The 20,960-nt window shown below is 69.9% G+C and carries 18 protein-coding genes; 7 read left to right on the forward strand and 11 right to left on the reverse strand.

Translation table 11 applies throughout. The features are described from left to right. Positions 1-45: 45 nt before the first annotated feature. Positions 46-915 (reverse strand): alpha/beta fold hydrolase, encoded by an 870-nt coding sequence (locus AC3CF1_RS27900; protein ID WP_488451599.1) that lies wholly within the window; start codon positions 913-915, stop codon positions 46-48. Then, positions 912-1,874: a TIGR03557 family F420-dependent LLM class oxidoreductase gene (locus tag AC3CF1_RS27905; protein ID WP_099851576.1), complete on the reverse strand. Its 963-nt coding sequence runs from the start codon at positions 1,872-1,874 to the stop codon at positions 912-914. The genes AC3CF1_RS27900 and AC3CF1_RS27905 overlap by 4 nt, the downstream gene beginning before the upstream one ends. Positions 1,875-2,249: 375 nt before the next feature. Between AC3CF1_RS27905 and AC3CF1_RS27910 the strand changes: the two genes are divergently transcribed. From AC3CF1_RS27910 to AC3CF1_RS27920, 3 genes are all read left to right on the forward strand, one after another. Continuing rightward, entirely contained in the window at positions 2,250-3,638 is a 1,389-nt protein-coding gene (locus AC3CF1_RS27910) for a cellulase family glycosylhydrolase (RefSeq protein WP_488451600.1), read from the forward strand. Positions 3,639-4,055: 417 nt separating this feature from the next. Beyond that, entirely contained in the window at positions 4,056-5,132 is a 1,077-nt protein-coding gene (locus AC3CF1_RS27915) for a S1 family peptidase (RefSeq protein ID WP_488451601.1), read from the forward strand. Beyond that, on the forward strand, positions 5,129-5,854 hold the full coding sequence (locus AC3CF1_RS27920; RefSeq protein WP_488451602.1) for an FG-GAP repeat domain-containing protein: 726 nt from the start codon (positions 5,129-5,131) through the stop codon (positions 5,852-5,854). The genes AC3CF1_RS27915 and AC3CF1_RS27920 overlap by 4 nt, the downstream gene beginning before the upstream one ends. 71 nt (positions 5,855-5,925) lie before the next feature. Here AC3CF1_RS27920 and AC3CF1_RS27925 read toward each other — a convergent pair whose 3' ends face one another. From AC3CF1_RS27925 to AC3CF1_RS27955, 7 genes are all read right to left on the reverse strand, one after another. Continuing rightward, on the reverse strand, positions 5,926-6,246 hold the full coding sequence (locus AC3CF1_RS27925; RefSeq protein ID WP_328365579.1) for a DMT family transporter: 321 nt from the start codon (positions 6,244-6,246) through the stop codon (positions 5,926-5,928). A gap of 45 nt (positions 6,247-6,291) precedes the next feature. Then, a complete protein-coding gene (locus AC3CF1_RS27930) occupies positions 6,292-7,563 on the reverse strand; it encodes an RNA polymerase sigma factor (protein ID WP_488452140.1) in 1,272 nt (423 codons plus the stop codon). A gap of 3 nt (positions 7,564-7,566) precedes the next feature. Continuing rightward, a complete protein-coding gene (locus tag AC3CF1_RS27935) occupies positions 7,567-7,968 on the reverse strand; it encodes a YciI family protein (protein WP_328365576.1) in 402 nt (133 codons plus the stop codon). A gap of 104 nt (positions 7,969-8,072) precedes the next feature. After that, complete coding sequence (locus AC3CF1_RS27940; protein WP_488451603.1) at positions 8,073-10,208, reverse strand: alpha-galactosidase; 2,136 nt, start codon at positions 10,206-10,208, stop codon at positions 8,073-8,075. Further along, positions 10,205-11,119, reverse strand: coding sequence for a carbohydrate ABC transporter permease (locus AC3CF1_RS27945; RefSeq protein WP_488451604.1), 915 nt, complete (start codon positions 11,117-11,119; stop codon positions 10,205-10,207). Before AC3CF1_RS27945 ends, AC3CF1_RS27940 begins: the two co-directional genes overlap by 4 nt. Continuing rightward, positions 11,116-12,078 carry a carbohydrate ABC transporter permease gene (locus AC3CF1_RS27950; protein WP_088946924.1) on the reverse strand — a complete coding sequence of 321 codons (963 nt, stop codon included), beginning with the start codon at positions 12,076-12,078 and terminating at the stop codon, positions 11,116-11,118. The genes AC3CF1_RS27945 and AC3CF1_RS27950 overlap by 4 nt, the downstream gene beginning before the upstream one ends. Before the next feature lie 21 nt (positions 12,079-12,099). After that, positions 12,100-13,428 (reverse strand): ABC transporter substrate-binding protein, encoded by a 1,329-nt coding sequence (locus AC3CF1_RS27955; protein WP_088946925.1) that lies wholly within the window; start codon positions 13,426-13,428, stop codon positions 12,100-12,102. A gap of 282 nt (positions 13,429-13,710) precedes the next feature. On the opposite strand from AC3CF1_RS27955, the gene AC3CF1_RS27960 reads away from it, so the two are divergent. The 3 genes from AC3CF1_RS27960 to AC3CF1_RS27970 all read left to right on the forward strand — a co-directional run bounded on the left by AC3CF1_RS27960 (position 13,711) and on the right by AC3CF1_RS27970 (position 17,619). Continuing rightward, positions 13,711-15,714 carry a beta-galactosidase gene (locus tag AC3CF1_RS27960; RefSeq protein WP_488451605.1) on the forward strand — a complete coding sequence of 668 codons (2,004 nt, stop codon included), beginning with the start codon at positions 13,711-13,713 and terminating at the stop codon, positions 15,712-15,714. A gap of 37 nt (positions 15,715-15,751) precedes the next feature. Next, positions 15,752-16,528 carry a DeoR/GlpR family DNA-binding transcription regulator gene (locus AC3CF1_RS27965; RefSeq protein ID WP_488451606.1) on the forward strand — a complete coding sequence of 259 codons (777 nt, stop codon included), beginning with the start codon at positions 15,752-15,754 and terminating at the stop codon, positions 16,526-16,528. 146 nt (positions 16,529-16,674) lie between these two features. After that, positions 16,675-17,619, forward strand: coding sequence for a sporulation protein (locus AC3CF1_RS27970; protein ID WP_354980253.1), 945 nt, complete (start codon positions 16,675-16,677; stop codon positions 17,617-17,619). Between the two features lie 72 nt (positions 17,620-17,691). Here AC3CF1_RS27970 and AC3CF1_RS27975 read toward each other — a convergent pair whose 3' ends face one another. Further along, positions 17,692-18,069 (reverse strand): hypothetical protein, encoded by a 378-nt coding sequence (locus AC3CF1_RS27975; RefSeq protein ID WP_141908434.1) that lies wholly within the window; start codon positions 18,067-18,069, stop codon positions 17,692-17,694. Between the two features lie 179 nt (positions 18,070-18,248). After that, positions 18,249-20,291 carry a glycerophosphodiester phosphodiesterase family protein gene (locus AC3CF1_RS27980; RefSeq protein WP_488451607.1) on the reverse strand — a complete coding sequence of 681 codons (2,043 nt, stop codon included), beginning with the start codon at positions 20,289-20,291 and terminating at the stop codon, positions 18,249-18,251. A gap of 190 nt (positions 20,292-20,481) precedes the next feature. Here AC3CF1_RS27980 and AC3CF1_RS27985 point away from each other — a divergent pair, with 190 nt between their 5' ends. Then, the gene (locus AC3CF1_RS27985; RefSeq protein WP_088951551.1) at positions 20,482-20,901 is read left to right on the forward strand and encodes a hypothetical protein; all 420 of its coding nucleotides are present in this window, start codon (positions 20,482-20,484) and stop codon (positions 20,899-20,901) included. Positions 20,902-20,960 lie beyond the last annotated feature (59 nt).

Genomic DNA, 20,960 nt, shown 5'->3' on the forward strand with positions numbered 1-20,960 from the left:
CACCACCGAGCGGGCGGATCTCCACGTTGCCGAAGCGCATGAGCGTCACCTGTCCAGGAGTGCGGGATGAGGGGTGAGCAGACGGCGGCACGCGTCCGCCACCTGCGTCGGGGCCGTCGTGACCACGTTGTGCGCGGCGCCGGGGACGACCACCAGGTCGGCGTCCGGCACCAGCCCGGCGGCCTCGTCCCGCCACGGCGCCGGTACGACCGGGTCGCGCGCACCGGTCACGACGAGGGTGGGCGCGGTGACGCGGACGAGGTCCGCCTCGATCGCGTTGTGCACCGAGTGCGACAGCGTCGCGAAGACCCGCCAGGGCCGGGCGTTCCAGACGTCCCGGACCAGGATCGGCGCCTGCAACGGCGCTTCGCGCAGGCAGTCCACCAGCCAGCGGCCGAACAGGGCCGTGCGGGACCGCGCGGACGGGTCACTGGTCGGTCCGGCCAACACCAGAGCGCGTACCGCGTCCGGGTGGTTCGCGGCGAGCGCGGCGGCCACCTCCGCGCCGAACGAGTGACCGAGCAGGCAGACCGGCGGCAACCGGTACGCGGCCAGCCAGGCGGCCACGTGCTCGGCGTGAGCGGCCACGTCGTATGCGCCCCGCGGGTGCTCGCTCAGCCCGAACCCGGGCAGGTCCGGCACGTACACCGGGTGGGTGGGGGAGAGCGCGACGGCCAGCGCGGTGAGGTACCGGTGCGAGACCGCCAGGCCGTGCAGCAGCACCACGGGAGGCGCCCCGGTGCCCGGGTCGGCCCCGCGCCGGGTGTGGGTGCGCAGTCCGTCGACCAGCCGCCACTCGCTGGTCAGCCCGGCGGCCGACCGGGGAGCGGCCATGGCGAGCCGCAGCTCGCCCGGGCCGAACCGGCCGGCGGGCGTGAGACGGGTCGACTCCTCCGACTCAGCGGTCGGGTTCACAGCTCGCGCAACCGGGGCAGCAGTTGCTCCTGCGCCCAGTCCAGGAACATGGGCTGGGTCTCCCCACCGACCTGGATGATCGCCACGTGGGTGAAGCCGGCGTCGACGAACTTGCGGAACGCCTCCACGTGCGCGTCCACGTCCGGGCCGCAGGGGACGCCCTCGGCGACGTCCTCCTCCCGGACGAACTGGGTGGCGGCGGCGAAGGAGTCCGGCCCGGGCAGGTCGGCGTTGACCTTCCAACCCATCCCGAACCAGCGGAACTGGTCGTGCACGATCTTGCGACACTCCGCCTCGTCGGGGCCGTAGCAGATGGCCACCTGTCCGTAGCGGGGCTGACCGGCCCCACCGGCGTCGTCGTACATCTCGATGATGTGCCGGTCGGGTTCGGTGGAGATGATGCCGTTGCCGTACTCGGCGGCCAGCGTCGCGGACTGCCGACCGGAGGCGGCGACGGCCATCGGCACCGGCCGCTCCGGCCGGTCCCAGATGTAGGCGTCGGGCACGTCGAAGTGGTTGCCGGAGAAGGTCAGCGTCTCCCCGTTGAGCAACGGCCGGATGATCTGCAACGCCTCCTCGAACATCTCGTGGCGTTGCTGCACGTGCGGCCACCCGCCGACCACGTGCTCGTTCAGGTTCTCGCCCGCACCGAGGCCGAGGGTGAACCGGCCGTCGGAGAGCGCGCCGATCGTGCTGGCCTTCTGCGCCACGACGGCCGGGTGGTAGCGGCGGATCGGGCAGGTCACGAAGGACATCAGCTCCGCGCGGGAGGTGGCGTGGGCGACCGCGCCGAGCACCGACCAGGCGTACGGCGAGTGGCCCTGCGAATCCAGCCAGGGGTAGTAGTGGTCGGACATCACGAGCTGGTCGAAGCCGGCGGCCTCGGCGCGTACCGCGTGGTCCACCAGTTGCTTGGGACCGGCCTGCTCGCCCATCAGGGTGTAACCGACGCTGACCATCCTGTATCCCCTTTCACCGACGGATCGTTCCCGGGATACCCAGGTCGGCGGCCGTCAACCCTCCCGTCCGGTTCGACGCGGGTGCTGCTTGACGGATCGCGGCGACCTGCCTACCGTCGCTCTTAACCGGTTAAGAGCCGGCTGTGGCGCACATCCTGTGGTGGGGATGATCGCCCCGTGACGGCCCGCGTTCGCGTGGGCCGTTGCGGCTGTCTGGGCTCGGAGCCTGTCAACTGAACCGGTTGCGGTGGCCAAGCCATCGTCCTACGCTGATGCCTGCGCGCCGGGATCCGGGCGCGGCTGCCGGGCTGCAGCCGCCTTCCCCTGTCACGTCCCACCCCTGTCGGGCACCGGGGGTCCTCCCTGAGGAAGGCCATGAAGACTCGACTCTCCGCCGTCGCGGCGGCCCTGCTCGCGTTGCTCGTCGCCGTGCTGGCATTCGGCCAGCCGGCGCACGCCGCGGCTGGTTTCTCCGTCGCGAACGGCAGGTTGTACGACGCCAACGGCGCCGAATTCGTCATGCGCGGCGTCAACCACGCCCACACCTGGTATCCGCAGCAGACCAGCTCGTTCGCCGACGTCAAGGCGCTCGGCGCGAACACCGTGCGGGTGGTGCTCTCCAGCGGCGACCGGTGGACGCGCAACACCAACGCCGACGTCGCCAACGTCATCTCGACGTGCAAGGGCAACCGGCTGATCTGCGTGCTGGAGGTGCACGACACCACCGGGTACGGCGAACAGAGCGGTGCCATCACTCTCGACCGCGCCGTCGACTACTGGCTCAGTCTCGCCGACGTCCTCGCCGGACAGGAACGATTCGTGATCGTCAACATCGGCAACGAGCCGTACGGCAACCAGAACTACGCTTCCTGGGCCACCGACAACGCCAACGCGATCAAGCGCCTGCGTGCCGGCGGGCTGACCCACACGATCATGGTGGACGCCCCGAACTGGGGACAGGACTGGTCGTTCACCATGCGCGACAACGCCGCGTCGGTCTTCGCCGCGGACCCGGCCCGCAACACCGTCTTCTCCATCCACATGTACGGGGTCTTCGACACCGCCGCGGAGATCAGCGACTATCTGGGCCGCTTCCGTTCCGCGGGGCTGCCCATCGTGGTCGGTGAGTTCGGCTTCAACCACTCCGACGGTGACCCGGACGAGGACACCATCCTCGCCTACAGCCAGGCGAACGGGATCGGCTGGCTCGGTTGGTCGTGGAGTGGCAACGGCGGCGGCGTGGAATATCTCGACCTGGCCACCTCGTTCAACCCGGCCAACCTGACCACCTGGGGTCAGCGGCTCTTCAACGGCGCCAACGGCATCCGGCAGACGGCCCGGGAGGCGAGCGTCTTCAGCAGTTTGCCGCCGACCACCCCGCCGCCCACGACTCCTCCGCCGACCACGCCGCCCCCGACCACGCCGCCCCCGACCACGCCGCCCCCGACCACGCCTCCACCTGCGGGTGGCTGCACGGCGACCTACACGGTGACCGGCCAGTGGCAGGGCGGCTTCCAGGGTGAGGTGCGGGTGACCGCCGGCAGCGCCGCGATCACGGGCTGGACCACCCGGTGGACGTTCGCCAACGGCCAGAGCGTCAGCCAGACCTGGAGCGCGACAGTGACCAGCAGCGGGGCCACCGTGACCGCCCGCAACGTGGACTACAACGGCCGACTGGCCGCCGGTGCCAGCACCACCTTCGGATTCATCGGCGGCTGGACCGGCACCAACAGTCTGCCGGCGGTGAGCTGCACCGCCAGCTGACCAGGCACCACGCATCGGTGGCCGGGTCCCGCGCGGACCCGGCCACCATGCCTACCGCAGCGACCTACGCATAGCCCATGATGGATGGACCTCGCAAGACGTCAGGCTGTGGGATTCTCCACATTGATGGGGGACAGTGGCTCACGAGATTGATCCCTAAGGTGAGCCTGCGGTTGCTTTCCGGTAACCGCTCAGCCCGCAGGGGCCACGGGGGTCCTTCATGTACGACTGTGCACAGTCGTGCCCACGATCGACGGGCACGACCCGCTTCACCACGCCCGGAGCCAGCGCGCCGCTCTCAGGAGCAGGCCAGTGAGCGCGGCACGGCGTGTCCTTGCCGCGCTCCGACGCACGTCGTCACTGACACCGGTGCGCGCCGCGCAGCGTCCCTGCCTTCTGATCCAGAAAGGATCATTGGTGTCATCGTCTTATCGACGGCGAGCAGCGCAGGCAGGCCTGCTCGCGGCAACCCTGGTGGCGGGGCTTCTCCAGGCCTCATCCGCTCAGGCCGTTACCGGAGGAACGCCCGTCACCGACGGGTCGTTCGGCTTCGTCGCCAAGGTCGACGTCGGGCCGCTGGAGCGCTCGTGCAGCGGTTCGGTGGTCGACCCCTGGTGGGTGCTCACCGCCAAGAGTTGCTTCAGCTTCAACGGTCAGGCCGTGGTCGCGGGCAAGCCGACCAAGCCGACGACGGTCACCGTCGGGCGCCCCAACCTCACCGCGACCACGGGCGCGGTCGTTCCGGCCTTCCGGATCGTGCCGCACCCCGATCGTGACCTCGTCCTCGTGCGGTTGGCCCGTCGGGTCGACGTGACCCCGGTGGCACTGGGGGCCGCACCGACGGTCGGCGAGCAGCTCACCGGTGCCGGCTTCGGTCGTACCGCCAGCGCCTGGGTTCCCGATCAGTTGCACAGTGGCTCGTTCGGTGTCCAGGCGGTCGGGGCGTCCACCCTCAACATCCTGGGGAGCGGGCAGACCGGAATCTGCCGCGGCGACCTCGGCGGCCCCACCGTCCGGGTGGTGAGCGGCAAGCCGCAGCTCGTCGGTGTGCACTACAGCTCGTGGCAGGGTGGGTGCTTGGCCGAGACGGAGACTCGCCGCGACGCGGTGGACAGCCGGGTCGACGACCTCGCGCCGTGGTTCGCCGCGACGATGCCGCAGGGCGTGGCGACCGACGGCTACGAGGACCTCAACTTCCTGTACACGTCCGACCCGGGGCAGGTCTCCCCGAACACCTTCCCGGCGACCTCGACCGGCGGATTCGCCGACCCGCTCGGCTCCTGGAAGAGCACCGAGACGAGGTACAACCGGGACCGGATCAAGGTGTTCAACGACGACTTCGACGGTGACGGCATCAAGGACCTCGTGGCTCTGTCGACGGCTGCCGATGGCAGCTTCGCCATCGACACGTTCATCACCCGGGCGGACGGCAAGTACGGCGCGCCCATCCGTTCCTGGACGGCCGGAGCCAACTGGGTCATATCACCAGCATGAAGATGGCCTCCGGCGACTTCAACGGTGATGGCCGGGCTGACCTGACCGCCTTCTACGGTTACCAGTCCGGCAACGGCGACGAGGCATGGCTCAACTGGATCTCCCGTCCGGACGGCGGCTTCGACGCCCCGGTCACGGTGTGGCAGGAGTCCACCTTCGGCACCTGGGGGTTCACCTCGGTCTTCGCCGGCGACGTCAACGGGGACGGCCGGGCCGACGCCTCGCTCTTCTACCGCTACAGCAACGGGGCCATGTCGATCTTCACCTGGCCGGGTCAGGCAGACGGCAAGTTCGGCACCCCGTACACCTCCTGGTCCACCCCAGCGGACAAGCCGTTCGCCGCACTCGCCGAGATGAAGGTGATGGACGGCGACTTCAACGGCGACGGTCGCGGTGACGTGGCGGTCCTCAAGTATCGCGGTTTCAGCAGCACCAGCCTGCACACCTTCACGGCCAAGGCGGACGGGAACTTCAACGCGCCCGTCCAGTCCTGGTCGTCGACCGAGTTCGGTCACTTCGCCAGCATGAAGCTGGCCTCCGGTGACTACAACGGCGACAAGCGCGACGACCTGGCCGTCCTCTACAGGTACGCCGATGAGGGCCTCAGCATGAACACCCTCACCTCGACCACGAGTGGCGGCTTCAACGCGCCCATCGGATCGTGGCTGAACCGGCCGCGCACCTACGGCTGGTGGCTGAACATGAGGTTCGACGGCGAGTGACCGTCTCTGCGTGATGGCGGTGCCCCCGCCTCCCGGATGGGAGGCGGGGCACCTAACCGCCGTGCGGCGGGTCAGTGCTCCCCGGTCAGGTTCACGATGACCACCCCGGCGATGATCAACGCAATGCCGGCGAGCTTGGCCAGCCCGACCGGCTCGTCCAGGAACACCGCCCCGATCGCCACGATGGTCGCGGTGCCCAAACCCGACCAGAGGGCGTACGCGACGCCCACCGGGATCTCCTTGACTGCCTGGGCCAGCAGGAGAAACGCCAACAGGTAACCGGTGACGCAACCCAGGGTCGGCCAGAGGCGGCTGAACCCGGCGGTGCTCTTGAGCAGACTGGTCGCCAGCACCTCGGCGAGGATGGCAATCCCCAGCAATACGTACGCCATGCGTCCCCAGTTCTGACTGCTCGGCCGAAGTCGTCGGTGGTCAGGCTAACGCCGGCGGGCGGGCGGCACCGGTTCGGCGGCGAGCCGGGCCGCTCGCATGGTGAGGTAGCGCTGCTCGGGCAGGCTGCTCGTCCGCGCCGCGGCGGCCCGGTAGTCGACGATCGCCCGCTCGCGGTCACCGGCCATCTCGTGCAGGTGGGCGCGGGCGGCGGGCAGCCGGTGGTGCCCGGCCAACCGGGGGTCGTCGGCCAGGGCGTCGAGGGCGGCGAGACCCGCTGCCGGCCCGTGCACCATGGCCGTTGCCACGGCCCGGTTGAGTGCCACCACCGGGCTGCCGACGAGCCGTTCCAGCACCTCGTAGAGCGCCAGGATCTGCGGCCAGTCGGTCTGCTCGGTGCTCGTTGCCTCGTCGTGCAGGGCGGCGATGGCGGCCTGCACCTGGTACGGGCCGACCGGCCCACGCGGCAACGCCCGGGTGACGAGGGCGACGCCCTCGGCGATCGCCGTCGCGTCCCAACGACCGCGGTCCTGGTCCGCCAGTGAGATCAGCTCGCCGGACGGCCCGGTCCGTGCCGGGCCGCGCGCCTCGGTGAGCAGCATCAACGCCAGTAGACCGGCCGACTCGCTGTCGTCGGGCAGCAACGCGTGCAGTGCGCGGGTCAGCCGGATCGCCTCGGCCGCGAGGTCGATCCGGCGCAGGTCCGGGCCGGTGGTGCTGGTGTGCCCCTCGGTGAAGACCAGGTAGAGCACCTGCCGTACGGCCGCCAGCCGTTCGGACCGCTCCTCCGGCTCGGGCATCCGGAACGACAGCCCGGACGCGCGGATGCGCTGCTTGGCACGGCTGATCCGCTGGGCCATGGTCGCCTCGGGCACCAGGAACGCGCGGGCGATCTCGGCGGTGCTCAGACCGCCGACGGCGCGCAGGGTCAGCGCCACGGCCGACGTCGGGGCGAGCGCCGGGTGGCAGCAGAGGAAGAGCAGGACCAGGGTGTCGTCCCGCTCGGCGGTCAACTCGTCGTCGGCGGCGGGTGCGTACCGCTGGTCGTCCGGGTCCCGACGGGCGACCAGGTCCTCCCGTCGGCGTCGGGCCTGCTCGCCGCGGATCAGCTCGATCATCCGGCGGTAACCGACCTGGATCAGCCAGCCGCGCGGATTCGCCGGCAGCCCATCGACCGGCCACTGGGTCGCGGCGGCCAGCAGGGCCTCCTGCACCGCGTCCTCGGCGGTGGCGAAGTCACCGAAACGGCGGGCGAGCACGCCGAGGACCTGCGGCGCCAGCTCGCGCAGCAGGTCCTCGACGTGGGGGTCGGTGGCCAGCGTTCACAGCTCCTGCGGTGGGGCGGACATCACCGGGTGCACCTCGATCGGCATGTTCAGCGGCCGTCCGCCGGGGCCGGGCGCGGTGGAGATGTGCGCGGCCAGCCCCACCGCCCGCTGCGGGCTGTCGCAGTCCACGATCCAGAAGCCGGCGAGGAACTCCTTCGTCTCGGCGAACGGCCCCTCGGTGACCACCGGCGCGCCGCCCTCCCCGGCGCGGACGATCCGGGCCTGCTGCGGGCCGCCGAGGCCCTGCCCGTCGACCCACTCCCCGGCGGCGGTGAGCTTCTCGTTGACCTCGCCCATGAACGCGATGTGCGCCTGGACCTCCGCCGGGGTCCAGGTGTCGATGCTCGGGAAGTCGGTCCCGGCGGCGCTGAACTGCATCAGCAGCATGTACTTCATGGTTTGCTCCTCACAGCTGCGCACCATCCTCGGTGCTCTCACCCTGAGGTAGAAGCAGCCAGCGCCGTTCTCGACACCCCGCCCGAAGAATCTCCAGAATCTTTTCAGTCGACGGCGTCGACCTCCAGCACCAGGCTCTGCTCCGGGTGCAGCGCGGGCAGTTGGACACCCATCCGGGCCAGTGCCGCCCCGCTCAGGACGACGCCGTCCGCGACCCGGCCCGGTGCGGACCGGTCGATGGTCGCCGGCGCCGGCACGCCGGATGCCGGCCGCACCCGGTAACGGCGGTCCGGGTCCAGGCCCGGCAGCCGGACGGGGCCGGGGTACGGCGTCGCGGAGGTGGCCAGCCGCGCCACCGCGTACACCGCTCGGGTGCCGTCGTGGTCGATGACGCCGTGCGCCCAGACGGCCGGGTCCGGGTGGTCGACCCGGACCACCCGGCCGGCGTGCAGCAGCGGGCGCAGCCGCTTGTGCAGTGCCACCCAGGCAGCCAGTTCGGTCTGCTCGTCGGTGCTGATCGAGGCGATGTCCCACTCGATGCCGTGGTGGCCGAAGAGCGCGGTGGCCGCCCGGAATCCGAGGTCGTGCACGCGGTTGGTGGTGTGCGAGCGTTGCGGGCCGATGTGCGTGCCGATCAGCTCCGGCGGCAGCAGCAGGCCGGTCCAGCGCTGGATGCTGAGCCGTTCCAGGGCGTCGTTGCAGTCACTGGCCCAGACCCGGTCGGTGCGCGCCAGGATGGCCAGGTCCACCCGGGCCCCGCCGGACGAACAGCTCTCGATCTCCAGATCCGGGTGGAGGCTGCGCAGCTCGTCGAAGAGCCGGTAGACCGCAAGGGTCTGCCCGTGCACCCCCGGGTGGCCGTGGTGCCCAGCCTCGGTGAGGTCCCGGTTCTGGTCCCACTTGAGGTAGCTGATGCCGGGGTGTTCGGTGAGCAGCGCGTGGAGCCGGTCCCGCACGTGGTCGTACGCCTCCGGGCGGCTCAGGTCGAGCACCTGCTGGTTGCGCCAGGACGGCGGCAGTCGCCCCGGTACGGCCAGCAGCCAGTCGGAGTGCGCGCGGAACAGGTCGGAGTCGGGGTTGACCATCTCCGGCTCCACCCAGAGACCGAACTGAAGGCCCTGGCCGGTCACGTGGTCGATCAGCGGCTGCAGGCCGTCGGGCCAGACGCCCTCGTCGACGTACCAGTCGCCGAGGCCGGCGGTGTCGTCGCGCCGACCGCGGAACCAACCGTCGTCGAGCACGAACCGCTCCACGCCGATCTGCGCGGCCCGGTCGGCGAGGGCCCGCAGCCGGTCCAGGTCGTGGTCGAAGTAGACCGCCTCCCAGACGTTGAGGGTCACCGGGCGGGGGGAGCGCGGGTGCCCGGGCCGGGCCCGCAGGTGCGTGTGCAGCACGTCGCTGAGCCCGTCCAGCCCGGTGTCGGACCAGACCGCGTAGAGCGACGGAGACTCGTACGACTCGCCGGGGCCGAGCCGGATCTCACCGGGGGTGAGCAGCTCGCCGCCACCGAGGGTCGATTCGCCGGTGGGCCGACGCTCGGCGAAGGTGACGTGGTCACCGCTCCACGCGGTGTGCACCCCCCACACCTCGCCGTGGCCGAAGCCGAACCCGGCGGTGCCCGCCACCAGCAGCAGCGTGGCGTCGTGACCGGTGCGACCGTGTCGACCCTCGCGCACCCAGGCGCCCTGCTGCCACCGGTGCCGCTGCGGGGACCGTTCCCGGCACCACCGGCCGGTCAGGTCGAGCAGCTCGGTGGCGACCGCCGGCACCGGCAGCACCGGGGTCAGCTCCCGTAGCTCGTACGCCGTGTCGCCGTCGTTGCACAGCCGGTGCCGGACGGTCAGCAGCCCGTGCGGGTCGAGCATGATCTCGCTGGTCAGGGTCAGCCCGGCGGCCGGGTCCGACGCCCGCACGGTCAGCAGCGCCGCGCCGGGCCCGTCGTCGCGCACGTCCAACCCGTCGAGGCGGAAGGAGGTGGACCAGTCCCGTCCGTCGCGGTGCCCGGCCAGCCCCGGACGGCCACTCCAGCCCGCACTGGCTTCCGGCAGCAGCGACAGCACGGGCGGCTCGTCGAAGCTGCTCGGCACCACCGGCGGCACTGTCGCGTCCACGAGCTGCCGCAGGCCGTCGTCGTCGAGGTCGCCGACGTCGCCGCCCCAGTGCACGACCCGGGGCAGCCCCGGGCCGCGCGCGTCGAGCACCAGGCTGGTCCGCGCGCGGCGCAGGTGCAGGATCGTCATCCCTTCGAGGCTCCCAAGGTCAGGCCCCGAACGAAGTGCCGCTGGAGCATAAAGAAGATCGCCAGGGTGGGGATCGCGACGAGCACGCTGCCCGCCGAGACCAGGTTGTTGTCGGTGAAGAACTCGCCGCGCAGGTTGTTCAGCGAGCTGGTCACCGGGAACTTGTCGCCGGTGCGCATCAGGACGGTGGCCCAGAAGAACTCGTTGTAGATCCAGGTCACCTCAAGGGTCGCCAGCGCGGCCAGGGCTGGCCGGCACAGCGGCATGGTGACCTGCCAGTACTGCCGCCAGATGCTCGCCCCGTCGACCATCGCCGCCTCGTACAGGTCGCGCGGTAGCGCCTTCATGTAGTTGCTGAGCACGAAGACGCAGAATCCACACTGGAAGGCGACGTTGATCAGGATCAGGCCCCAGTAGCTGTCGTACAGCAGCTCCGAGTCGCTCATGAACTCCGGCAGTGGCACCTCGGTGAACACCCGGAACAGTGGGATGAGCAGCGCCTGCTGGGGCAGCAGGTTGGCCGCGGTGAACACCCCGAGCAGCACGATGTTGAGCTTCCAACTGAACCGGGCGATCACGAACGCCACGCAGGAGGCGAGGAAGAGGGTCAGCAGCACGGCCGGGACGGTGATGTAGACCGAGTTGAGGAAGTGCTGGCCGAACTCCGCCGTCTGCCAGGCGGTGATGTAGTTGTCGAAGGTCCAGCCGCCGAACGAGACGTAGCCGTTGGCGGCGGTGTAGTCGTACGAGCGCAGCGAGGTCAGCACCGCCCAGGCGATCGGGAAGAGCCAGACCAGCGCGACGACGATGAGGAAGCCGTGCAGCAACAGCCGCAGCGGGGTCAGCTTGCGGCGGCGCGCCGGCGCCTCGGGCTCGCCCTCGGTGGGCCGGGTGACGGTGGCGGTGCTCATTCCCGGTTCTCCCTCATCACGGTCGCCAGGTAGATGGTGATGAAGACCAGCGAGACGATCAGCATGATCGTCGCCAGCGCCGAGCCGAACCCGATCCGGCTCGCCTCACCCACCACGTTCTGGGTGACCAGCGCCGAGATCAGCTCCAACCCGTTGCGGCCCTTGTTGACCACCCAGACCAGGTCGAACGCGCGCAGCGACTCGATCACCGTCACCACCAGCACGATGATGTTGATCGGCCGCAGCACCGGGAAGACGACCCGGAAGAAGGTGCGGCTCTCCGAGGCGCCGTCGACCGCCGCGGCCTCCCGCAACGACGGGTCGACGCCCTTCAGCCCGGCCAGGTAGAGCAGCATGATGTACCCGACGTGCCGCCAGCCGGAGGCGACCATGACCGCCCAGATGTTGACGCTGGAGTCGCCGTACCAGTCGACGTTGCTGCCGAACACCGCGTTGATCAGGCCCTGGTCGCGGGAGTACAGCAGCTGCCACACGAAGCCGATGAGCGCCAGCGAGAGCACCACCGGCAGGTAGAGCGCGGTCTGGTAGAAGCGGCTGCCTTTCAGCTCCTTGTCGAGCAGGACGGCCAGGAACATGCCGAACGGGGTGGCGATCACGAACAGGACCGCCAACCACAGCAGGTTGTGCTGGACCGCCGGCACGAACGGCGGATAGTTGTTCACCACGTCGCTGTAGTTGCGGGCGCCGATGAACTCGATTTCGTTGAGGGGGCCGATGCCGTCCCAGTTGGTGCCGGAGAGCAGCACGGTGGCCGCCGCCGGCAGCCAGACGAACCCGGTGACGAGCAGCAGCGGGACGAGCACCATCAGCGTGATGACCACGCGGTCGGTGCGGGACAGGAGCCGTAGCCGCCGACGACGGCCACGACCACCCGTGGAGGTGGTCGCGGCCGGCGGCGGCACGGCGCGATCCGCTTGGATCAGGGGCAGGTCGGACACGATGTCCTCCCCTTTCCGCCGTCAGTCAGTGAAGATCGACTTTTTCTGGTTCTCGATGGACGAGGTGAGCCCGCTGATGTCCTTGGGGTTCTTGATGAACTGCTGGATCGCCGGGATGATCACCGTCGAGGCGAAGTCCGGCCGGGTGTCGCGGTCGAGGAACTGGGCGATCTCGGTGGCCGAGCCGACCAGCTCGGCGGCCTTCTTCTGCAACGCGGTGTAACCGCTGACGTCGGCGCTGCTGTTGGCGACGAGGGTGGCCGGGTCGTTCTTCACCGTGATGTTCGCGGCGTCCTTGCCGCCCACGTACTCCAGCAGCTTCCTGGCGTTGGCCTCGTTCTTGGGCTTGCGGGCCATCATGTAGCCGTCGATCGGCGCGTCCAGCGCCTTGGCCCCGATCGCCGGGTCGATCTCCGGGAAGGTGAAGAAGTCGAGGTCGCTCTGCTCCTCGTTGCTGAACTGCTGGCCGACGAAGAGACCGAGCAGGTACATGCCGCTCTTCTTCTGCTGAAGCGACTGCGCCGCCTCCTGCCAGGTGCGGCCGAGGCTGTCCGGCTGGTGCAGGGGGAGCAGACCGGCCCAGGTGTCGAAGACCTTCTTGACCTTGTCGGAGGTCCAGGCCTCCTTGCCGGCCATCAGGTCGATGTGGAACTGGTAGCCGTTGATCCGCAGGTTGAGGATGTCGAAAGTCCCCATCGCCGGCCAGCCGTCCTTGTCGGCGAACGCGATCGGGGTGAGGCCGTCCCTCTTCATCTGCGCGCTGAGCGCGGTGAGCTGGTCCAGGGTCGTGGGCACCTGGTAGCCGTACTGCTGCCACACCGACTTGCGGTAGAACATCGCCCACGGGTAGTACGACGAGGGCACGAAGTACTGCTTGTCGTCGTCCCCCGTGGACGCCTTCTTGAAGGCGTCGGAGAAGCCGGAGAGCTTGCCCCACACGTCGCTGATGTCGCTGGCCAGGCCCTTGGCGGCGAAGAAGCGCATCCGGTACCCGGCGAACCACATGTAGACGTCGTCCGGCTTGCCCTGCAGGTAGTTGTTGATGTTCTCCTGGTACGTGTTGTGGTCGACCGTGTTGATCGCCGGCGTGATGCCGGATGCGGTCTTGAACCCGTCCATGACCTTGGCGGTGACGTCCTTGGGCTTCGGGTCGGACTGGTTCGAGCCGACTGACACGTCCTTCGAGTCGGACCCGGAACCGGAGTCGTCGCCGCAGCCGGCGAGCAGGCCGGTGCCGAGCAGCGCGCCGGTGCCGGCAGCGCCGGCCAGCAGCGAGCGTCGGTTGAGGCCGGCGACCGAGGGTGGTACGAGCCGAGCCAGGTACTCGGCTTGGGATTGGGGACGGGACATCTGTGCCTCCTGCGGGTGAAGAGGTGCTACGCCCAAGGGTCATCAGGGTGGTGAAGGCAGAGCGGCCGTCGTGGTCAGCGATCGGGATTCACCGAGAACCCACATTGACGAACACGAACGGCCATTGGGGGCTCAAAGTACCGCTCCGACGGGCGCTGTCAAGAGGGCGTTCCGCCTCCGCTAACCCAGTTGTGACATGGCTGTTACGAGGTAAACGTTGGAAAAAAATCCATGTTGGAACCTGTTGACTTGCGTGTCCGGGCCGGTGCACCCTCAGCTCTCATGCGGCGATGGCAGGGTGACGGCATCTATTTCGGCGGCGACTACAACCCCGAGCAGTGGCCCCAGCAGACCTGGTCCGAGGACGTCGAGTTGATGCGCCGGGCCGGGGTCAACCTGGTCTCGGTCGGCATCTTCTCCTGGGCGCTGCTGGAGCCCACACCGGGCCGGTTCGAGTTCGGATGGCTGGACCGGGTGCTGGACCTGCTGCACGACGGAGGCATCCAGGTCGACCTCGCCACCGCCACCGCCAGCCCACCGCCGTGGCTGGCCCGCGCGCACCCGGAGACGTTGCCCCGCCGCGCCGACGGCGCGATCCTCTGGCCCGGCGGACGACAGGCGTACTGCCCCAGCTCACCGGTGTTCCGGGAGCGGTCGCTGGAGCTGGTGCGAGCGGTCGCCGGCCGGTACGCCGAGCACCCGGCCGTGGTGATGTGGCACGTCTCCAACGAGTTGGGCTGCCACAACGTGCACTGCTACTGCGACGTCAGCGCCGAGGCGTTCCGCGGCTGGCTGCGGGCGCGCTACGGCGACCTGGACCAGCTCAACGACGCCTGGGGCACCGCGTTCTGGAGCCAGCGCTACGGCGACTGGGCCGAGATCAACCCGCCGCGTACCGCGCCGACCTTCGCCAACCCCACGCAGCAACTCGACTTCCTGCGCTTCTCCTCCGACGAGCAGCGCGCCCAGCTGCGCGCCGAACGGGAGGTGTTGCGGACGTTGGTCCAGCAGCCGGTCACCACCAACTTCATGATCGGCATGGGCGTCAAGCACATGGACTACCACTCCTGGGCCGACGACGTGGACCTCGTCTCCAACGACCACTACCTGACCGCCGCCGACCCGCAGGGACATCTCGGGCTGGCGCTCGCCGCCGACCACACCCGGGGCGTCGCCGGCGGTGATCCGTGGCTGCTCATGGAGCACTCCACCAGCGCGGTCAACTGGCAGCCGCGCAACGTGGCCAAACTTCCCGGACAGCTGCGCCGCAACAGCCTGGCGCACGTCGCCCGGGGCGCGGACGGCGTGCTGTTCTTCCAGTGGCGCGCCTCCCGGGCCGGCGCCGAGAAGTTCCACTCCGCGCTGGTGCCGCACACCGGCCCGGACACCAAGGTGTTCCGCGAGGTCTGCCAGCTCGGCGCGGACCTGAAGGCGCTGGCCGAGGTACGCGGCAGTCGGGTGGACGCCGAGGTGGCGATCCTGTTCGACTGGGACGCGTGGTGGGCGGTCGAGTTGGATTCACACCCCAGCGCCGACGTCACCTACGCCGACCGGCTGGGCGCCCTCCACGCGGCGCTGTGGCGAGCCGGCGTGACCGCCGACATCGTCCACCCGTCGACGGACCTCAGCGGCTACCGACTGGTCCTGGCACCGACCCTCTACCTGGTGCGGGACGCCGACGTCGAGGCGCTGCACCGCTACGTCGAGGGCGGTGGCACCGCCGCCGTCACCTACTTCAGCGGCATCGTCGACGCGAACGACCACATCCGGCTGGGCGGTTACCCGGGCGCGTTCCGTGAGCTGCTCGGCGTACGGACCGAGGAGTTCTTCCCGCTGCGGGAGGGCGAACAGGTCCGGCTCGACGACGGGAGCACCGCGGACGTGTGGACCGAGTGGCTGCACTCCGAGGGCGCCGAGGTGCTGGCGTCGTACACCGATGGGCCCTTGCCGGGTGTGCCGGCGCTGACCCGCCACCGGGTCGGCGACGGCGCCGCCTGGTACGTCGGCACGCGGCTGGACGAGCCGGCCACCGACCGGTTGGTCGCCCGACTCGTCGACGAGGCAGGTGTCCGCCCGGCCGCGTCGGCACCGTCCGGTGTGGAGGTTGTCCGTCGACTCGACGGCGACCGGAGCTGGCTGTTCGTCATCAACCACACCGATGCCGAGGTGCGGCTCCCGGTGCGCGGCACGGAGTTGCTGACCGGGGCGCACTGCGCCGGTGAGCTGACCCTGCCGGCCGGTGAGGTGGCGGTCGTCCGGGAGGATCGGGCCGACGACCCGGCCTGACCCCGGCGACAGCCACGGCACGAAGGAGGTTCCCCAGATGCTCGCCCAGCAGCGGCAGACCGCCATCCTCGATCTGATCCGCCAACGCGGCGGCGTGCGGGTCAGCCACCTGGTCAGCCGGTTCGGTGTCTCCGACATGACGATCCGGCGCGACCTGGAGGTGCTGGCCGAGCGTGGTCTGGTGGACAAGGTGCACGGCGGCGCGACGCTCGCCGGGCCCGGTTCGGCCGAGGAGCCGGGCTTCGCGGCCAAGTCGATCCGCCAGCAGGCGGAGAAGCGGGCCATCGCCGAACGCGCGGCGAGAATGGTGGAGCCGGGGATGGCCATCGCGCTCTCCGCCGGCACCACCACCGCCGCGCTGGCCACCCTGCTCTCCGACGTACGCGGGCTGACCGTGGTGACCAACTCCATCCCGGTGGCTGACGCGCTCTACCAGAACCCGCGCGCCGACCAGACCGTCGTATTGACCGGTGGCATCCGCACCCCGTCGGACGCGTTGACCGGGCCGGTGGCCGAGGCGGCGATCAGCGCGCTCAACGTCGACCTGCTCTTCCTCGGTGTGCACGGGCTCAGCCCCCGCACCGGGCTCACCACGCCGAACCTGCTGGAGGCCGGTGTCAACCGCTGCCTGATCGGCGCGGCGCGTCGGCTCGTGGTGCTCGCCGACCACACCAAGTGGGAGATCATCGGTATCGCCACCATCGCCCCGCTGGAGGCCGCCGACGTGCTGATCACCGACCGCGGCCTGCCGACGGAGGCGCGTGCCGCGATCGGCGAGCAGGTCGGTGAGCTGGTGATCGTGGAACCCGACTAGGCCGCGCGCAGGCAGGGTCGTCCGGGCAGCGGACGTCGCGAGGGGCCCCGCGCTTCACAGCCACCTCACAGGGGTGCTGGATAGGGTGCCGTTCGAGTCAACGTCCGACTCCAGCCTGGAGCGGTCGGCGTCGCACAGGAGTTTCGATGGTCTTCAAGAAGATGTTGAGCGCGTTCGGTGTCGGCGGTCCCAGTGTGGACACCGTGCTGACCAACCCCAACACCCGGCCCGGCCTGACCCTCGACGGGCAGGTCAACCTCGTCGGCGGCGACGCCGAGGCAGCCATCGAGCAGGTTGTCATCGGGCTGGTCACCCGGGTCGAGGTCGAAGGACACGACACGGAGTACGCGGGCACGATGGAGTTCCACCGGATGGCGGTCAGCGGTGCGCTCCAGCTCGCCCCGAAGCAGCAGCTCTCCATCCCGTTCCAGCTGCCGGTGCCGTGGGAGACCCCGATCACCGACGTGTACGGCCAGCGCCTGCACGGGATGACGATGGGCCTGCGCACCGAGCTGGCGATCGCCCGCGCCGTCGACAAGAGCGACCTGGACCAGGTGGCCGTGCACCCGTTGCCGGTGCACGAGCGGATCCTGGAGGCGTTCCAGCGGCTCGGCTTCCGGTTCAAGCACGCAGACCTGGAGCGGGGCCACATCCGTGGTGTCCAGCAGACGTTGCCGTTCTATCAGGAGATCGAGTTCTTCGCCTCCCCGCAGTACGCGAGCACGATCAGGGAGGTCGAGCTGACCTTCGTGACCAGTCAGCGCGGTGTGGAGGTCATCCTGGAGTGCGACAAGCGGGGCGGGTTCCTCAGCTCCGGGCACGACACCTTCGGCCGCTACCAGGTGTCGCACACCGACGCCGACCGGGTGGACTGGGCGCAGGTCGTCGACGGCTGGCTGCGCGAGACCACCTCCCGCTACGGCAGCCTCCGCTCCCAGTACGGCCCGAGCCACGGTCACAGCCGGGGGCACGGGATGGGCGGGATGGTGGCCGGTGCGGCCCTCGGCGTCGCGGGCGGCATGATCGCCGGCGAGATGATCGAGGATGCGTTCGAGGGTGACTTCGGCGGTGACTTCGGCGGCGACGAGTAGTCGTCCAGACACGACGATGGCCTCCGGGAGGTACTCCCGGAGGCCATCGTGCGCTGTGCTCGCGCTACCCGCTTAGTGGCGGGCCTTGCGCTCCTCGCTGCTGCGCCAGTTGCTGCCGGCCTTGGCCAGGCCCCGGCTACCGAGGTAGCCGAGCGTCAGCAGGGTGATCAGGAACCAGGCGTTGTCGGCCCGGAAGATGTCCACCCCGGCGGAGTTCTTTCCGACGACCTGCGACGCGCCCAGTACGGCGGCCACCGCGATCAGGTAGATCCAGAACTCGGTGGTCTTGAACGCCTGCTTGGTCTCCGTACCAGGTGCCTGCATGTCGTTGCGATGCCCGTCGCGCATGACCGGCATCTGCTGGGTGGGCATGTCCCGCGTCGAGGCGGGGTTCTGCGGGTCGTTCATCGGCCGGTTCATCGGCCGGGTGGAAGCAGCCTGCGTGCTCATCTGGTCCTCCTCAGGATGCGATGAGTCGTACCTGCATTCCCTCGCCCCGCTACCGCGTTTCGGCCACGGCACGGTTCGCTTTCGTGGCGGGGACAACCCCCGACTACCCGAGGCCCGGGAGCAGGTAACACCGATCGCCGGCCGGAAAAATCCGGCCGGCGATCAGGTGGGCCTGCGTGTCAGCGCAGGCCGTTGCGGATCGCGACGCTCACCAACAGGTCCGGGTCGTCGGTGATGATGCCGTCGACACCGAGGTCGATCACCCGCTGCATGACCGCGGCGTCATCAACGGTGTACGGGATCACCTTCAGGTCGTCGCGCGTCTGGAGGGTCCGGACGTCCGGTCCGTGGAAGTACGCCGGGTTCTCCCGCAGGTACCAGTCCGCCGAGGCGACAGTGCCCTGCTTGGGGTCGTGCACCTGCCAGTTGGCCGAGACCGTGCCCGCACCGGCGGCCCGGGTCAGCCTGCCCAGGTCCTGGTGCTTCCACCAGTCCAGTCCACCGGTCCACGGGCTCTTCACCGACGGGTTCCCGTACACCGCCTGCAACGAGCACTCGTCGGCGAGGGACGTGCACTCGGCCGGGCCGTACTGCCAGACCAGCGCGACAGTGTCGATCCGCCGGTCGAGCTGCCGCGCGTACGTGATGGTGCGCCAGTCGAACGACTGGATGGTGGCCCGGTTGGTGAAGCCGGCGCGCTGGATGGCGTCGACGAGCTTGCGGGTGAAGCTGCGGTACGGCTCGGTGTCGTTCACCACCGGGCTGATCTTCGTTTCGATGTTCATCCCGATGTCGGTGCGACCACTCGCCTTCACCAGGGCGAAGACCTCGTCCAGGGTCGGGATCCGGGCACCCGGTGCGGGCACCTGCGCGGGCAGCTCGGGCAGCGTCCTCGTGCCGCAGTCGACGGTCTTGAGTTGCGCCAGGGTCAGTTCGTGCACCGGCCTGCCGACGTACGGGAATTTCCGGTCTCCCGGGCGCACCGGGGCGGTGTCGACGCAGTGCGACCCGTTGACGGTGCGGTCGTGCAGCACCACGAGCCTGCCGTCGGCGGTCACGCCGGTGTCCAGTTCCAGCGTGGAGATGGCCCGGTTGGACAACGCGTTCGAGAACGCCGGCAGGGTGTTCTCCGGACGGGTGGCCCGTCCCCCGCGGTGCGCCTGGATGTCGAACGGCGCCGTGTACGCCTTCGGCAGCCGGTAGCCGCGCTGCGCCAGCAGGCCACGCAACCGGTCCGGGTAGTCGGTGATCATGCCGTCCACGCCGTCGTCGATCAGCTTGGCCATGGTCGGCACGTCGTCGACGGTCCACGGGATCACCTTGATCCCGTAGCGGTGCGCCTGGGCGACCATCTCCCTCGTGACGTACGGCTGGTAGCCCGGGTCGGTGACGGTGCCGTTCTGCGGGAAGCCGTGCACCGGTGAGAAGGCGCTCGCGCCGAAGCTGCGGATCGCCCTGATCGGGTCGCCGCCGAAGTCGTCGATGTCCAGCCCGCCCAGCCACGGCGAGGCGCCCGGCTGTCCGGTCTGGAGGAAGTCGTAGTTGGTCAGGGCGACCAGCGGCAACTTCGGCTCGACCTGCCGCATGCGCATCAGCGCGCCCCAGTCGAAGCTCTGGATGGTGACCTGCTTGAGCAGCCCGGCGGCGCGGATCTCGGCCGCGGTGACCCGGACGAACTGGTCGCGGGGCGCGGTTTCGGTCGGCGCGCCCGCCTCCACCTTGGTCTCGACGTTGAGCTTCACGTCCTTCGCCCGATAGCGGTTGACCAGTGCGAAGACCTCACGCAGCAACGGCATCCGGGCACCCGGGACGGCGAGCTGGCCGGGCTTGTCCGGCAGGGTCTTCGAGCCGCAGTCCAGCGAGCGCACCTGGGCCACGGTGAGCGTGTTGACGTACTTCCCGACGTACGGGAACTCCGGGTCGCCGGGCGTCACCGCGGCGGTGTCGACGCACTTGGCGCCACTGATCTTCCGGTCGTGGGTGACGACGGCCTGACCGTCCTCGGTGATCTGCACGTCCAGTTCGAGGGTGGTCACCCCGAGCTGGAGGGCGTTGCCGAAGGAGGCGAGGGTGTTCTCCACCCGCAGCCCGAGGCCGCCCCGGTGGGCCTGCACGTCGAATGTCCGGTCCGGTCGCGGTTTCGCCTGGGCGGGCACCGCGAACCCGGTCATCACCGTCGCGGCCACCAGGGCCGCGACGGCGGTACGGCGTACTGTGCGCACGCTGTCATCCCCTCTGCCGGCGGGCATCTCCCACCGGTCGCCGGACAGCATGGACATCGCGGACTGCGGGCAGGCGGCCAGTGGACGGCGCGACGATGAACCGCCGTGGACGACCTCCCGGTCACGCCGGGTTTGGTCGGCGGGTGGCCGGGCACGCAGTCAGTTCCACAGCTTCTGCGAGGTGATGATCGTGCGTGAGGACGACATGCGGCAGGACGCCGCCCGCCAGGCCGAGGATCGGATCGCCGGAGGCGTGTACGGCAAGGGAGCCGTCGAAGAGGTGACGGTGCCCCGCACCGATGTGCTGAGCGAGATTCAGCGCGACGACCCGCTCGACCCGGCGCACGAACGGATCGATCCGCAGGTGCTGCGCGACGGCGGCCCGGTCGGCGGGCAGGGCGCGGTGACCACCACCGGTGGTACCGCCGGTCCGGCGAGCGTACGCAGGGTGGCCCGGCAGCCGGAGCGACACCCGGGCAAGGTCGCCCCGACCACGACCGGCGACGCCACCACCGGCGGTCTGAGCACCCCGATGGGCGGAAGCACCAGCGACCAGTCCACGTCCGCGACCGGACCCGCCAAGTCCACCCAGGATCACGCCGGCGACTAGAGCGGAACCCCACCGTGATCAATGAGGTTGGCGTGGCTGTCGTAGATCACAGTCCACGC

The organism is Micromonospora sp. MGP-C2 (genome assembly GCF_057766525.1).